The 13578-nt window shown below is 36.6% G+C and carries 18 protein-coding genes; 6 read left to right on the forward strand and 12 right to left on the reverse strand.

Annotated features, from left to right (window positions below; translation table 11 throughout):
• The first annotated feature begins 143 nt into the window (after positions 1 to 143).
• From ACVWYN_RS17145 to ACVWYN_RS17160, 4 genes are all read left to right on the forward strand, one after another.
• Positions 144 to 2012: a chloride channel protein gene (locus tag ACVWYN_RS17145; RefSeq protein ID WP_457290111.1), complete on the forward strand. Its 1869-nt coding sequence runs from the start codon at positions 144 to 146 to the stop codon at positions 2010 to 2012.
• Positions 2013 to 2366: 354 nt separating this feature from the next.
• Positions 2367 to 2750: a hypothetical protein gene (locus ACVWYN_RS17150; RefSeq protein WP_457290112.1), complete on the forward strand. Its 384-nt coding sequence runs from the start codon at positions 2367 to 2369 to the stop codon at positions 2748 to 2750.
• 64 nt (positions 2751 to 2814) lie between these two features.
• A complete protein-coding gene (locus ACVWYN_RS17155) occupies positions 2815 to 2973 on the forward strand; it encodes a hypothetical protein (protein WP_457290113.1) in 159 nt (52 codons plus the stop codon).
• Positions 2974 to 3071: 98 nt separating this feature from the next.
• Positions 3072 to 3593 carry a YciE/YciF ferroxidase family protein gene (locus ACVWYN_RS17160; RefSeq protein ID WP_457290114.1) on the forward strand — a complete coding sequence of 174 codons (522 nt, stop codon included), beginning with the start codon at positions 3072 to 3074 and terminating at the stop codon, positions 3591 to 3593.
• A 77-nt stretch (positions 3594 to 3670) separates the two neighbouring features.
• Here the strand turns inward: ACVWYN_RS17160 and ACVWYN_RS17165 are convergent, their stop codons facing one another.
• The 8 genes from ACVWYN_RS17165 to ACVWYN_RS17200 form a co-directional block, all read right to left on the reverse strand.
• Positions 3671 to 4123: a pyridoxamine 5'-phosphate oxidase family protein gene (locus tag ACVWYN_RS17165; RefSeq protein ID WP_457290115.1), complete on the reverse strand. Its 453-nt coding sequence runs from the start codon at positions 4121 to 4123 to the stop codon at positions 3671 to 3673.
• A gap of 128 nt (positions 4124 to 4251) precedes the next feature.
• A complete protein-coding gene (locus ACVWYN_RS17170) occupies positions 4252 to 5475 on the reverse strand; it encodes a DUF3570 domain-containing protein (RefSeq protein ID WP_457290116.1) in 1224 nt (407 codons plus the stop codon).
• Between the two features lie 12 nt (positions 5476 to 5487).
• A complete protein-coding gene (locus ACVWYN_RS17175) occupies positions 5488 to 5718 on the reverse strand; it encodes a DUF4266 domain-containing protein (protein ID WP_457290117.1) in 231 nt (76 codons plus the stop codon).
• A gap of 1 nt (position 5719) precedes the next feature.
• Positions 5720 to 6673 carry an FAD:protein FMN transferase gene (locus tag ACVWYN_RS17180; protein ID WP_457290118.1) on the reverse strand — a complete coding sequence of 318 codons (954 nt, stop codon included), beginning with the start codon at positions 6671 to 6673 and terminating at the stop codon, positions 5720 to 5722.
• The gene (locus ACVWYN_RS17185; protein ID WP_457290119.1) at positions 6660 to 7094 is read right to left on the reverse strand and encodes a thioredoxin family protein; all 435 of its coding nucleotides are present in this window, start codon (positions 7092 to 7094) and stop codon (positions 6660 to 6662) included. The genes ACVWYN_RS17180 and ACVWYN_RS17185 overlap by 14 nt, the downstream gene beginning before the upstream one ends.
• A gap of 4 nt (positions 7095 to 7098) precedes the next feature.
• A complete protein-coding gene (locus ACVWYN_RS17190; RefSeq protein ID WP_457290120.1) occupies positions 7099 to 7521 on the reverse strand; it encodes a QcrA and Rieske domain-containing protein in 423 nt (140 codons plus the stop codon).
• A 169-nt stretch (positions 7522 to 7690) separates the two neighbouring features.
• Positions 7691 to 8950 (reverse strand): sensor histidine kinase, encoded by a 1260-nt coding sequence (locus ACVWYN_RS17195; RefSeq protein ID WP_457290121.1) that lies wholly within the window; start codon positions 8948 to 8950, stop codon positions 7691 to 7693.
• Positions 8951 to 8952: 2 nt separating this feature from the next.
• Entirely contained in the window at positions 8953 to 9624 is a 672-nt protein-coding gene (locus tag ACVWYN_RS17200; protein WP_457290148.1) for a response regulator transcription factor, read from the reverse strand.
• 259 nt (positions 9625 to 9883) lie between these two features.
• Here ACVWYN_RS17200 and ACVWYN_RS17205 point away from each other — a divergent pair, with 259 nt between their 5' ends.
• On the forward strand, positions 9884 to 10402 hold the full coding sequence (locus ACVWYN_RS17205; RefSeq protein WP_457290122.1) for a helix-turn-helix domain-containing protein: 519 nt from the start codon (positions 9884 to 9886) through the stop codon (positions 10400 to 10402).
• 143 nt (positions 10403 to 10545) lie between these two features.
• Here the strand turns inward: ACVWYN_RS17205 and ACVWYN_RS17210 are convergent, their stop codons facing one another.
• Positions 10546 to 10968 carry an Hsp20/alpha crystallin family protein gene (locus ACVWYN_RS17210; RefSeq protein ID WP_457290123.1) on the reverse strand — a complete coding sequence of 141 codons (423 nt, stop codon included), beginning with the start codon at positions 10966 to 10968 and terminating at the stop codon, positions 10546 to 10548.
• Between the two features lie 200 nt (positions 10969 to 11168).
• Between ACVWYN_RS17210 and ACVWYN_RS17215 the strand changes: the two genes are divergently transcribed.
• Entirely contained in the window at positions 11169 to 11657 is a 489-nt protein-coding gene (locus ACVWYN_RS17215; RefSeq protein ID WP_457290124.1) for a universal stress protein, read from the forward strand.
• Between the two features lie 17 nt (positions 11658 to 11674).
• Here the strand turns inward: ACVWYN_RS17215 and ACVWYN_RS17220 are convergent, their stop codons facing one another.
• Genes ACVWYN_RS17220 through ACVWYN_RS17230 form a run of 3 tightly spaced genes read right to left on the reverse strand, consistent with a single transcriptional unit; the run spans position 11675 to position 13562 of the window.
• Positions 11675 to 12418, reverse strand: coding sequence for an LOG family protein (locus ACVWYN_RS17220; RefSeq protein WP_457290125.1), 744 nt, complete (start codon positions 12416 to 12418; stop codon positions 11675 to 11677).
• Positions 12418 to 13263: a universal stress protein gene (locus ACVWYN_RS17225; RefSeq protein WP_457290126.1), complete on the reverse strand. Its 846-nt coding sequence runs from the start codon at positions 13261 to 13263 to the stop codon at positions 12418 to 12420. Before ACVWYN_RS17225 ends, ACVWYN_RS17220 begins: the two co-directional genes overlap by 1 nt.
• A complete protein-coding gene (locus tag ACVWYN_RS17230; protein ID WP_457290127.1) occupies positions 13263 to 13562 on the reverse strand; it encodes a hypothetical protein in 300 nt (99 codons plus the stop codon). The genes ACVWYN_RS17225 and ACVWYN_RS17230 overlap by 1 nt, the downstream gene beginning before the upstream one ends.
• Positions 13563 to 13578: the final 16 nt, after the last annotated feature.

Here is a 13578-nt window from a genome sequence, read left to right on the forward strand (position 1 = left end):
ACGACTTACTAAACTCATTTGTTTAAAATATTTTCAATACAACATAATAATTGTATTTTTGCAGAAATTTATAGCAAATAGTATTGTTTAGGCAATATAATAATATCTAAGACCATACAATTAAGTAGTATTCAAAACATCCAATGAAAAGAAATATCCTTTCAAACTCTATTCCGGTTTCTCCATTATTAAAGGAAATTGAAAACGGGCAAAATGATACAGAAAACCTATTTTATAAAAAAGGGCGACTTATCCGCATTTCATTTTATGCAGTATTGGTAGCGGTGTGCATCAGCCTGATTGCTAAAGTCTTGATTTCGCTTATTAATTTGGTGACTAATATTTCTTTTTATGGCACTTTCAATTTGGATTTTAAGAGCCCGCCGACTAATCACCTAGGGCTTTGGGTTATTGCGGTACCAGCCATTGGCGGCATCCTTGTTGGGTTAATGGCTTTATATGGCTCAAAAGCCATTAGAGGGCATGGTATTCCAGAAGCCATGGAACAGATTCTGGTTAATGAAAGTAACATCAAACCCTCTATAACATTTTTAAAGCCAATATCTTCTGCTATTGCCATTGGAACTGGAGGTCCTTTTGGGGCTGAGGGGCCGATAATAGCTACAGGTGGAGCCTTGGGTTCAACTTTAGGGCAGCTTTTCAGGATCACCGCAAACGAACGTAAAATCATTCTGGCTGCCGGAGCAACCGCAGGTATGTCTGCCATATTCGGCACTCCTATTGCAGCGGTTTTTCTTGCTATAGAATTACTACTTTTTGAGTTTTCGCCGCGCGCCATATTGCCGGTAGCTTTAGCTTGTATAACCGGCGCGGCTGGTCACCACTTTTTATTTGAATCAGGACCGGTATTCGCCATGCCTGAACTTACCGTCCCATCCAATACTGCTTTAGGTGTTTATAGCTTTTTAGGAATTATTATCGGGTTTATAGCTATTGGAATTACCAAAATCGTCTACTTCATTGAGGATGCTTTTGAGAAACTACCAATCCACTGGATGTGGTGGCCTGCAATAGGTGGATTGGCAGTTGGAATTATCGGGTACTTTGCACCACATACCCTTGGGGTAGGTTACGACAATATAATCGGCATTCTATCTGGAACCTGGTCTCTAAAACTCCTTTGTATGATTTGTTTCTTCAAATTCTTGTCGTGGGCCATTGCTTTAGGGAGCGGAACATCTGGAGGAACACTTGCACCTTTGTTAACCATTGGCGGTGCTGCAGGTGCTATACTGGCATACGGCATTCTTCAAATATTTCCTGACGCCGGAATTACACTCCCATTGGGAGCACTTATCGGTATGTCTGCTATGTTTGCAGGCGCCTCACGCGCATATTTAACCAGTATTGTATTTGCGCTTGAAGCCACCATGCAGTCTCAGGCCTTGTTGCCCTTATTGTGCGCATGCACTGCTGCATATATGGTATCTTTCTTCTTGATGGAAAATACGATCATGACTGAAAAGATAGCCCGTAGAGGTGTTTTTACACCTGATTCATTTGAGCCGGATGTTTTACAGCAGATCACGGTAGAAAAAGTGATTGGGAATGAAACTATTGTTGTTAATGCTGAAAGTACAATAACTGAGATTAGAACTTGGTTAAGCAAAAATACCACTAACGACAACTACCTGATCGTGGTGGACAATTCTGGTGATTATTTAGGTACATTAAAGATTACAAAAGTTTACGCGCATAGTTTATCACCAGAGGTTAAGATAAAACAGCTGATAAAGAATCAAGCCCATTTCTCTATATCCATTAAAGATACGTTGAGAAAGGCCCTGCAAACCATGTCGCAAACGGGAACAGATATCTTACCTATCTTGTCTTCATCAGATAACCCTCACCTGGTGGGCGCAATTTCCTACCGCGAGATTGTAAAAGCTTATCAGGTACAAATGAATACGGATGAGCATGAGCATGTAAAAATATCATTGAAACGAAAAAGGATGAAGATGATAGTAAGGCGCAAAAAGAGAAACGCTTAATATAAATTCCACTTCGTCCTTCATTTTAAAATTAAATTTTTACTGTTTAATAACTGCAGTTGAGTTTCCATTTAAATGAAAATTCCATTTTAGATCAACTACACAAAAATGTATGTCATTCATATGATTGCATTAAAGAAAGAGATATACATGTGTTAGTAATTTTTAGTTGTTTAGTTGAAAATTCAAACAGATAGATTACAATTGAAAAGTGTGAATTATATAATTAATCTACAGAATTCGATAAAATCAACCACTATAAAAAAATCAGCTTTGTAAAGCCAGATGCCTGGTCGATCAGGGATATTCTTTTGGCATCCTAATTTTTATCTTTAAAAATTTAAGAATAACATTATGACAAAAAAATTAAAAATTGGAATATGGATGGATCATTCTGTAGCCAACCTATTGGATTACTCAGGATACCCTATGCCCATCAATACAATTGAATGCAAATTTACCCATCAAGTTAAGGAAGAGGCATTAAAACGTGGAGAACAAACCATGCACGTTAAAGAGCAAAGTGAGCAAGCGGATTACTACAGACAATTGGCAGCAATTATCATAAAGTATGATGAGGTCTTGCTTTTCGGGCCTACTGAAGCCAAAACTGAGCTTTACAATAGCTTTAAAGACGACAACCTCTATTCAAAAATCAAAGTGAAGATCCTACCAGCAGACAAGATGACAGAAAATCAGCAATACGCTTTTGGAAAGGCATATTTTGAAGGTAATTAAGAGCTATTTAAATTTCACAAACATTTATATAAAAATAGTAATATCACAGCTAAATTAAATCAACATGGAACTTAATTACACTGTTACAGCAATATTTCTTATATTAATAATCGCACTGATCATTTTTCTAATCCGCAGGAACGGAAAAGATGAGAGTACATTTGAAAAAGAAGTGATCGATTCAGAAAAAAGGGTTGAAAAGCATGATAACGATCATGTATAACCTGCGAATTTGCCTGATTAGCAACATCAAACTTCATGACCGACATCACGTTCATGCTCAAGTTATTCCACTAGCTTTATTGATATAAAAAAAAGAAAATGGAAGCAAATCTAAGTATCAATAACCTTCAGGAATTATTAGATCTAAACACATCTCAGTTCTCAAGCGCAGAAATTGAACTAAAAAGAAAACTGATAGAATGGGCAAACAATGTCAGTTCAATGCAGTTGAAGATGATTTTAAAAAAGTATATCAATTTTACTACTCAGCATCTTCAACGGATGGATGACTTTGTAGAAAAGGAAAAAATTAATTCCGAAAGCCGAACAAATCCAATCATGCTGGCTTTCATAAATGTGATAGATGAAAAATCGGCTGCATGCAAAAACCCAGAGGTTAAAGACGCATGTTTATTGGCAGGAGTTCAATCGATCTGTCATTTTAAAATTAGCAGTTATGGAACAGCTGCAAGTTTTGCGAAACTTGCAGGCCTTGAAAAATTTGCTAGTATTTTTTATGAATCAGAGGTGAATGAAAAACACATTGATGACGAGTTGACGCAACTTGCAACATACGAAATCAATGCTAATGCAATGAAACCACTAAGTTTGACACAATAACAAGAATTGCAAATCCCTTTGTAATAAATATTTATTCAAAATATGTTACGTTGTTGAATCCTTAATGCTTTGTGGGTCTAGAATGTTACACTTCGCTCAAAACGTCCGGTCATTGTGTCTATTAAAATTTTATATACAATGGCTTCAATTTTTCCATTGATATCTGGTGCAATCGCATGAGATGGACCCTGATGAGGAGTATTTGTTAATGGCATTAATTTATGAATAATCCCCTGCATTGCTTGGTGTTTTTCACTCTCATCTGTGATTTCTTCAAATTTACCAGTCAAGATAACACTCTTCCAAGTAAACGTATCTTTTATCTGATCTACTAGGAGGCATACTCTGGAATTTTTACGCATCATGTCTATTTTTTTTCCGGTTTTGGAATGCGCATAAACAGTTAGCCCTCTATAAACATAGTTTATGGGTACCACATAAGTTTCTCCGTCAGCATGACACCCCAGATGACCTATTACCTGATTGTTCAATAGTTCCTCCATTGCTGTTATTGTAAGTTCTCCTAGCATAATTTATTGTAAATTGAGTACCATCATTGGCATAATAACAAATTTAGTGGATGATAAAATAATAAATACTAACAGAAGTCATGGAACACAATGACCGTAGTCATACTCAAAAAATAATCCAACCCCTTCTACTTTACTCTTAGATTCAAAGAAATGATATTTGATGCCAAACCAGTAGAACGTGTGTAATGCCCATAACGCAATTCGAGCATATTCAGGTGTTGCCAGCCAAAGACTCCTTTTGGCGGCGAAAGTCTAATTCCAACTCCATAAAAATCACTATTCAAAGTAGACAGGTCAAAATCACTGGTAAAATAGGTTGTTCCAGGTAAATGTTGTCCATATTCAGTAAAGTACCTCGTTCCTATTTGATTATTATATCGGTAAAAAGGGCTGATTGAAATAAATGAGCTAAGTTTTACTGGAACTTCCAGTTCTGCCGTGTGTGCCTTAATCCCCCAATTGTCCATATAATAACGATAAAATGCGCGTACCAATATATGGTCAGTTGCAAAGTAATTTAACCGCGCTGCAATCGGTAATTTATATCTTTTATCCGGCAACGTTTCCGCTTGTAAAGAGCCATCTGTAAAATAATCACGCTGATATTTGGTAGCCAATAACCCCTTTTGAAAAGAAGGTTCTGTAAGAATAACTACCTGTAGTTTATCATTAATTACTTGGGAAACTGAAAAAGACGAACTAAATGAGTTACGCGGACTATTTTCATTCGATCTGGAATCCCCCTTAGAACCAGAGCCTTGGTTTCCAGTTCTTAACTCCACAGGTAAGATCACAGTCCATGTATCCAAAAAGGCCTGAAGTTTAAAATCAAACTGGGTATTTTTATTAGGTGATAAGCGTGTCAGGTTAAATCCAGCACCCATCGACTGGTAGTCAAATTCGCTTGAATAAGAACCTGTAAACCCAAACGAATTGCCTGTAGTTTCATTAGAATGTGTCCAGTTTAAGGAAGGATATATTCTGGTATCTGCACTGGATGCAGAAGAAATACTATTCGGGTCTATTTTATCTGAAGAAGCAGATGTGTAATGATCAATTCCCAGTTCAAAAAGAAACGTGTTCTTTTTACCTACTTTATTGAACTTAGATAACTGAAGGTCAATTGTATTGGCGAAATCACTTAACTTTTCCGTACCTATACCTCCTGTAACTGCAGAGTTATTGCCTGTCTGGTTATAATAAGCAGATACCAGATTTATCTCGTCAATCTTTAGTTTGCGACTTTGATAATTAATGCTGTCTGAATGAACGGATTTCATTTTAATTTGTCCTTGGGCACTTAAAACACCAAGAAAAAGCATGATTACATGCAAATAGATCTTTCTCATGATTTATATCACTTAATTACAGCCGCATCCCCCACCGCTTTTACCGCCATTTGCACCGGAGGCTCCTTCCCGATAAAGCTGAAAACTTTGTTCAAATTTTTGCACTTTCCTAGCAGAAAGTGCCATTTCAGCATCATTAAGCTTATTCTTTTGATAAGGTTTAACAGCGCTACAGGCACTTAAGATGCTCACTATAGTTAATCCGTAACAAAATAAAATCACTGCATTTTTTGAAGATCTCATATCAGTATTTTATATTAATATTTTTAGAAGTATATACACGGTTATCATCATCAATGATGACACAGGCAACATTATTAAGTTGATTAATTAGATCCAATCCCACCTCTACCCCCATTACTACAATTGGAGTAGCCAACGCATCAGCAAACTCAGCACTTTGACAAATTATACTCACGCTCTTAATGCCGCTAACTGGAAATCCTGTTTTTGGATCAATGGTATGTGAATATTTCTTGCCCTCAATTACAGCATATTTTTCATAATTCCCAGATGTCGCTATAGCCATATTGCTAATGTTCAAAGCAGAAAAAGCCTGGTGCTTTTGGTTAGGATCTGCGATACCAATAGTCCACGGCCTCCCATCTGGTTGCAAACCCCAGGTAATTAAATCCCCTGCAGCATTAACAATTCCACTTTTTATCCCCAAATCTACCATTACCTGCTTGGCCCGATCCGCTGCATAACCTTTCCCTATGCCTCCAAATCCAATACGCATGCCCACATTTTTGAGCATTACTGTTGAATTTTCCACATTGACGAGCACATTTTCGTAGTTGATCAGATCAATTGACTTTAGTGCTATATCCTTGTCTGGAAGCGAAGTCATATTCACATCAAAATTCCATAGCCGTTTATCGATTGACCCGTACGTAATGTCAAAAGCACCCTGTGTAATGGATGATATCTTAAAGGAACGAAGCACTAAACCAATTACTTCTTGATCAACTTCAACTGGTTTAATTCCAGCAAAACGATTGATTTCACTAACCTGACTGGTATCTTTAAACGTACTGAATAGTTCCTCTATGCGCTTAATTTCAGCAATACCGGCATCAATGGCCTTATTACCAAAATTCACATAGGCGCAGATTGCTGTAAACTCAAAACGGTTTCCCATTAGTTTTATCGTTTTACTACAAGACACCTGTTCGTTCATCAGGTTATTTAACATCATGTGATTTGACAATTTCCGCTACAAACTGATCCGGACTTTCATCAGGAAATCCATCCCAAGCCATTATCAATTTGCCCTTTTCATCTAAAAGTACTGTATATGGAAACTTTCCATCGGGATTGTACTTTTCTGCCATAGCTTCGTTTAATTTTACTTGTACAGCTAAAAGTTTATTCTTTTTTTGCCTTGGGAAGTCTGCGCGAACAAGTATGAGGTGATCCACAGCATAATTCTCGAAAATTTTAGTTTCCAGAATTTCTTTTCTAAGCCTAATGCATGGTCCGCACCAGTCAGAACCCGAGAAATTGATTAAAATTTGTTTATGTGAATCCCCTGCCTGTTTAATGGCTTCATCCATGTTTCCCATCCAACTAAGTGATGGTGCAACTAAAAATAGTATTGAAATAAATATCAGTTTCATAGTACTAAGAATAAACCCTTAAAGAAGTTCCAGTTAGTTGTGTATGATAAGTGGTCAAAGACCTATTGGCAGGACCGTTGGTAACCGACCCGATCTCACTAAATGTAGCTCCATGATTGGCACAGTAAAACCTAGCATTGTTACTCTGATATACAAGATTATAATTTTCATGAGTGCAGGATCTCTGTACTGCTATATAGCTGCCAGAAGAATTTTTAGCAACAATAATACCATTGGAGATGAGATAGCCACCATTATTCGTCAATGCAGCATTTGCTGTTGCAGATAAATCCAAAGTAAAATCAATTCCTGTTGGAGCAGAAGTTTCCGGAGATCCGCTGTTATTTTTTGAACACCCAACGCAATTAATTATTGCAAATCCCGCTGCGCTTAAACCGATACTGTTTAAAAAATCTTTCCTATCCATTTTAATTTATTTTCTTTAATACTCATTAATTACGAACAATTCTAACACAGAACACGGTATTAAGCAGGGGAATTGATTAGTCCCGAATCTGAATACAATATCAGGTGAAACTCTGTAGACATTATGAAGTTAATTGTTAAATAAGGTTAAACAGTACTCCTGCGTATTCCTATTTATGATTAAACCTGATCTCAAAAACGTGCATATTTTCTTGATATAGATAGTCTACATTAAAATTTTGCCGGCTGCAGATTTGTTTTAAAATTGCAAGCCCTAAACCAGTTCCCTCAGACCTACTGTCTTTATAAAAACGCTCGAATATCTGGTTTTGATCCAAAGCGGAACCAAGACCAGTATTTTTAAAAATCAGCCCCTCCTCTATTAAAGTAATTTCAATATTTCCGCCCTCATAGTTATGCCTTATGGCATTACTCAACATGTTATTAATCAATATTTCAAGCAGGTACCTATTGGTAAATAATTGAACTGGATGAAGTGTTGTGATTACACTCAAGTTCCTATTCTGTATCAATTCTTGAAAGTAAGAGATCCGCTCTACCAATAAAGATGAAACGTCTACATTTTCATGGTCACTAATTAAATTATTGTCAATTTTTACTAGCAAGAGTAGGGATTGATTTAGCTTCTTGAGCCTTGAAGTGGCTTTATAAAGATCCGTCAGGGTTTCACTTTCTTCCTTTCCGAGCTGATCAGACTGTAGCATGGTGTCCAGTTTAGAATTAATTATTGCAAGAGGCGTCATCATTTCATGTGAGGCATTCTCTGTAAAAAGTCTGATTTCCCGAAAATCTGAGCGAACACGTAGTGAAATATCTAGAATGGATTGGTTCAACTCTCTAAATTCTCTAATCGGTGAATCGATAGTCTCAAATGGTTTATCTTGATTTAAATTAAATGTTTTAAGATTTTCCAACAATTGCCGGAATGGGCTCCATAGTCTTCTGATCATAAACCGATTTATCAGTAAAAGAACAAGCAGCAGCATTAATACTGGTATGATGATCACCAAAAAAATACTTTTTATTTGCTCTTCCCGCTCCACCTTGGAAGTTATGATTAAAACCTGATAGGGCGTCCCATTAAAATTGACACCCGTAATTAGATACCTTGCGGATTCTTTAATGCTCTTTTTAGGATTATAAAATACAGTATCAGCAAATCTTTTCTCTTTGTCCTCTTTTTTGACTTTCTTATACTCAATGATGAGGTTATCAAAAAATTCTGGTGCTGGCAAAATATTCTTAGCATGGGTATAATCCTTGACCTCCATCAATTCCTCTGAAAGGTAACTGTCGATCTGCTGATTGAGGTAAAACCCAAGCGTGCGGTAAAAAAGGAAACCAATGACGATAAGACCCAAACTACTTACAAACAACAAAACACGGTTATAACCTGTAAATAGTTTCATTCCTATTGAAATTTGTAACCAACGCCATAAACTGAATGAAAATAATCTTTTGAGCCTCCATCAGTTAGTTTCTTCCTTATATTTTTGATATGAGTGTACATGAAGTCAAAGCTATCAGCCATATCTGCATCTTCACCCCAAATGTGAACAGCCACTGCTGATTTAGAGATGACTTTTGATTTATTGGTTACAAAATATAATAGAATATCAAATTCCTTTTTAGTCAAGTAGATCAGAATATTATTTATCTTGATCTCCATTGAAGTCACGTTAATTTCTATTTCGTTAAAGAACACCTGATCATTTCCATTAAAATTTCTTCTGCGTACTATTGCTGTGATCCTTGCATTTAACTCAGATAGGTGAAAAGGTTTGACTAAATAATCATCAGCGCCTAAACTTAATCCCTCTACACGATTTTCAATGGAGTCTCTTGCAGAAATAATCAATACCCCATCCTGCTTTTTCAATTTTCTCAAGAGCCGAAGTAGGCCTAATCCTTCACCATCAGGTAACCCAAGATCCAACAAAATGCAGTCATATTCATATAAACTGATTTTTTCACTGGCCTGATCAAAAGTTGCCGCAACATCGCAGATATTCCCCTCGGCAGTTAAATACTGCAGAATGCTTCTTCTAAGACTTTCTTCATCTTCTAAAATAAGCAACTTCATCATCTAAATATCTAATTAAAATCTGAAGACAAACTGTAGGAGGACTAATAAAACTTTAAGAGGAGATTTTAATCGAATTTTTCCAGTCTGATGATTAAAGTCTAAGAATACGATGACGACCATCATTCCCACAATTGCTATCAATCGCCAATTTTGGTAAAGTAGCCGGATAAATTTGGCGTTGATCCTTTACTTCATTAATATAAGCGATAAAACCATGAAATTACACATCAGGAATATGGTCAGTAACCCGTGTAGGATGATCGTAAAAAACGAACTCGACGTACTTGGGTTAAAGTATGACAGCATAGCACTGGGAGAAGTTGAGGTGCGAAATAATCCGACTACCGAGGAGCATCGAAAATTAAAAGCTGCGCTATCCAGATTTGGCTTAGAACTTATGGTCGACAAAAAAGCAATGTTGATAGAGCGGATTAAAAATACAATAATTGATATGGTGCACCATACCAGTGAGCCGACGAAGATGAAAAACTCGAATTATTTAAGCGAAAAAATAGAACATGATTATACTTATCTCGCCAATATATTTTCGCAAGAAACGGGAATAACGATTGAACATTATATCATAAACCATAAAATAGAACGGGCTAAAGAACTTATTCTTTATGATGAATTAAACCTAACGGAAATTTCTTATCTGTTAAACTATAGCAGTGTTGCACACCTTTCCAGGCAATTTAAGCAGGTTACCGGTTTCACTGCATCTATTTTCAGAAATGCACCCTTGAAAAGTCGCATTGCCCTTGAAAACGTATAAATTATGAAAAACAGAAAAAATTATTTATAAACCAAAATGATATCCATCTCACAACAGACTAAAGCAGAAATCCATTAGATAAGGAAAAATTAAAAGACTAGATTTCCCGAATAGTTAATATTGCTGCAATAAATAATTTGTACTTAGCCACTAATTTTAACAGTTCTTTTTCCTGAAACAAATTTACCTGACTTTCTTAAGTTAATGGTAAGCAAGCCATTCCGGTAGCTAGCAGAAATATGCTCGGCAGATACGTTTTCCGGGAGTTTAAATGATCCTGTAAAAGAAGAACGGGAAAACTCCATTCTTGTATAGTCCTCGTCCAAAACACTATTTTCCCTATTAGATTCTGCCATGATCGTTAGCTGGTCTTCGTCTGTAGATATTTTAAAATTTCTTTTCTTAAATCCGGGTGCGGCTATCTCCATTTTTATTTTACTATCCCTGTCACGGATATTTACACCGTGGAATGGATCGCCTGCATTGCCGAAAGTATCGGTATCCCAAAAATTTTCTAATATTGAAGCTGTTTTTAGCGATTTTGTTGATTTTGATGGACTTGACATAAGTTTTGATTTATATGAACCGTAAATCTCCATATTAAAATAAAACCATCACATGACCTGACGCATTAAAATGGATGATAGTCATCGGCATTTTTAAATGGCATCAATTGGACCTGAATCATGTAATCTTATGATCCAAATCATGAGATAAGACACAAGCTATATCGATCTTTAAATCAGCATAATTTAAAACGTAGTCCATGAAAAACACAGAAGAAACTCAACTTACTAAATCTATCCTGGTATTGACTGACTTCAGCAAAAGCGCGAAAAATGCTGCACAATACGCTACTTCGCTCGCGGCACTTTTAAGAGCCAACGTCATCCTATTTAATTCATTTTTGATTCCAGATTCTGGATTTGATTCCTGGCCATCTGACAATTCAGGCTCTCTTTCAAAGCGAAGTAAGGAAAATTTATTAATAGAAAAGCAACGACTTTCGAATATTGTTGCCAGTGGAAAAGGCACTTTTAAGCCTACTATTGATTGTATAATTGATGAAGGGACAATCGCAGAAAATGTATGCGCTATCTTAACAGAGAAAAAAAATATATTTTTGGTAATAATGGGCGGGTATAAAACGGATGTAAGGGATGATACGTCCTTTGGAGTGGAAATCACTAAGATCCTCAATAAAGTGGCATGCCCTACCATGATAATTCCACCATCAGAACACTGTTTAATTTAATTGGCTCAGTCAAAAAGCTACTTCCGCTCAAATAACCAACCAAAAGGCCTAACCTTGTTTTCTGGACGTAGTCCATATTTCCTAATGCTTTTCTCTACAATACAGGAAATAGCCTCGTCGATACTGTCAGTTACCAGGAACAAATGGTCATCTTCCATGCCGATTGTCGAATTTCTCTTCATGAGCTCAATATGTTCAAGCAAGTCTTTATGGTAATCTTTGCCAAAAATTATGATAGGGAAATCCTTTATAGTGCGGGTCTGGATTAGTGTTAGCGCTTCAAAGAATTCATCAAGTGTTCCAAATCCCCCGGGCATAACCACAAAAGCAAAAGAATATTTAACAAGTAGGATTTTCCGTATGAAAAAGTGATTAAGATAAATCCATTTATCTAAATATGGATTGGGCTTTTGTTCAACAGGCAATTGTATATTACATCCCACAGACCTTCCTCCAGCTTCTTTAGCACCTCTATTCGCCGCCTCCATAAGCCCGGGTCCGCCACCTGTAAGTATCGTAAAACCTAACTTTGCAAAGGCTGAACCTGCATTTCGGGTCAGTTCATAATATGGATGATCTTCCTTAAACCTTGCTGAACCAAAAACCGTAATACATGGACCAATAAAGTGCATTGCCCGAAAACCCCGGATCATTTCCCTCATAATCTTGAGGGTAAATTTCAGTTCTGCCCATCGGGAATGTGGACCACTTAAAAAAACAATCTCAGATTTATTCATTTCATCTTTGGTTGATATTTTCATTAGAATACTTGAAAATTGTTTTCTTGAAATACCAGCAATGGTATATCGATATTTCTTGATAGCTTTTGTGTACAGCTTCCAGTGAATAAATTTTCAAGGAAGGTTTTTTTACGATGTACCATTGCAAAAACATCTATCAACCCATTTTTAGCAATCCAGTTTAACCCGTCGATTGTGTCTTTGTTCTCTACATGTCGGTAATAAATATTAGGATAATTGACCTTGTCAGTTACCTGACTTAAAAAGTAATCTATTTCATGCTGATCTGCCTTTTTGCTACCGATATGAATGATCAATATTTCTGCATTAAAAGGCCTTGCAAAGCTGACCAACGATTGGATAATTCCGATATCTGTATCATCTAAATCGCTGGCAAAGGCAATTTTATGGATAACCCCAGAAAAATTCTTAAAAGGGACAAGTAAAACCGGATATGTTGCCCTGTTAACTAAATCTTGACTATTGCTACCCAAAATCATTCTATTTATCATGCCTGCACCAAACATTCCCATTACCACCAAATCAATCTCTTTATCTTTGGAAAGCTTATCCACCATATCTATTATAGGACCAATAAACGTACAGTAATTTACCAGAGACTTTCCAATACACAATTCATCTTCCTCAGTTCTTAACTCTGCTGCTTGAAATTCCAGCTCTTCAATTGCTAAATCCCTTACCTCAATATATTGATCAGGCAATACTGGTGTAGAAAATGCGACAACCGGCTTTATAGCATGACACAAAGTGAGATCTGCTTTTAAAGTGTTTGCTAAGTACTTGGCAAAATGGGCAGCATTTTTTGATGGAGCAGAAAAATCAGTGAGTACCAGTATTCTTTTCATTAGTCTTTCTTTAAATGGATGTTAGGAAGAACAGGGAGCTTCTTTCTATTTGGAAGCAGCCTTTTACCTCTTGTGTACATCGCTGCTTCCAGCGCCACATCAAGGTGAAGGATGTCTTTGTGAAAAACGGGAAGGCCATCAATGATTTCGCAGGTTAGGTAGGGTTTCTTTCTCAATTGATCTTTTTTTCCATTAAACTCCCACCACCGAAGCCGCTCCATATTTATCGCAATTTTTCTCACTTCTGATTCAGGAATTTCATAACAATCTCCTACATACTGGCCCTTGATCAGCTTCATATAGCTTTGCAAATGA

The organism is Pedobacter sp. UYP24 (assembly GCF_054057295.1).

Excerpts from the sequence above, each read along its gene's own strand:
- ACVWYN_RS17205 (WP_457290122.1), top strand. The coding sequence starts at position 9,884 with ATGATCGTAAAAAACGAACTCGACGTACTTGGGTTAAAGTATGACAGC.
- ACVWYN_RS17230 (WP_457290127.1), bottom strand. The coding sequence starts at position 13,562 with ATGAAGCTGATCAAGGGCCAGTATGTAGGAGATTGTTATGAAATTCCT.
- ACVWYN_RS17150 (WP_457290112.1), top strand. The coding sequence starts at position 2,367 with ATGACAAAAAAATTAAAAATTGGAATATGGATGGATCATTCTGTAGCC.
- ACVWYN_RS17215 (WP_457290124.1), top strand. The coding sequence starts at position 11,169 with ATGAAAAACACAGAAGAAACTCAACTTACTAAATCTATCCTGGTATTG.
- ACVWYN_RS17155 (WP_457290113.1), top strand. The coding sequence starts at position 2,815 with ATGGAACTTAATTACACTGTTACAGCAATATTTCTTATATTAATAATC.
- ACVWYN_RS17200 (WP_457290148.1), bottom strand. The coding sequence starts at position 9,624 with ATGAAGTTGCTTATTTTAGAAGATGAAGAAAGTCTTAGAAGAAGCATT.
- ACVWYN_RS17210 (WP_457290123.1), bottom strand. The coding sequence starts at position 10,968 with ATGTCAAGTCCATCAAAATCAACAAAATCGCTAAAAACAGCTTCAATA.
- ACVWYN_RS17220 (WP_457290125.1), bottom strand. The coding sequence starts at position 12,418 with ATGAAAATATCAACCAAAGATGAAATGAATAAATCTGAGATTGTTTTT.
- ACVWYN_RS17165 (WP_457290115.1), bottom strand. The coding sequence starts at position 4,123 with ATGCTAGGAGAACTTACAATAACAGCAATGGAGGAACTATTGAACAAT.
- ACVWYN_RS17195 (WP_457290121.1), bottom strand. The coding sequence starts at position 8,950 with ATGAAACTATTTACAGGTTATAACCGTGTTTTGTTGTTTGTAAGTAGT.
- ACVWYN_RS17170 (WP_457290116.1), bottom strand. The coding sequence starts at position 5,475 with ATGAGAAAGATCTATTTGCATGTAATCATGCTTTTTCTTGGTGTTTTA.
- ACVWYN_RS17190 (WP_457290120.1), bottom strand. The coding sequence starts at position 7,521 with ATGGATAGGAAAGATTTTTTAAACAGTATCGGTTTAAGCGCAGCGGGA.
- ACVWYN_RS17145 (WP_457290111.1), top strand. The coding sequence starts at position 144 with ATGAAAAGAAATATCCTTTCAAACTCTATTCCGGTTTCTCCATTATTA.
- ACVWYN_RS17175 (WP_457290117.1), bottom strand. The coding sequence starts at position 5,718 with ATGAGATCTTCAAAAAATGCAGTGATTTTATTTTGTTACGGATTAACT.
- ACVWYN_RS17185 (WP_457290119.1), bottom strand. The coding sequence starts at position 7,094 with ATGAAACTGATATTTATTTCAATACTATTTTTAGTTGCACCATCACTT.
- ACVWYN_RS17225 (WP_457290126.1), bottom strand. The coding sequence starts at position 13,263 with ATGAAAAGAATACTGGTACTCACTGATTTTTCTGCTCCATCAAAAAAT.
- ACVWYN_RS17180 (WP_457290118.1), bottom strand. The coding sequence starts at position 6,673 with ATGATGTTAAATAACCTGATGAACGAACAGGTGTCTTGTAGTAAAACG.
- ACVWYN_RS17160 (WP_457290114.1), top strand. The coding sequence starts at position 3,072 with ATGGAAGCAAATCTAAGTATCAATAACCTTCAGGAATTATTAGATCTA.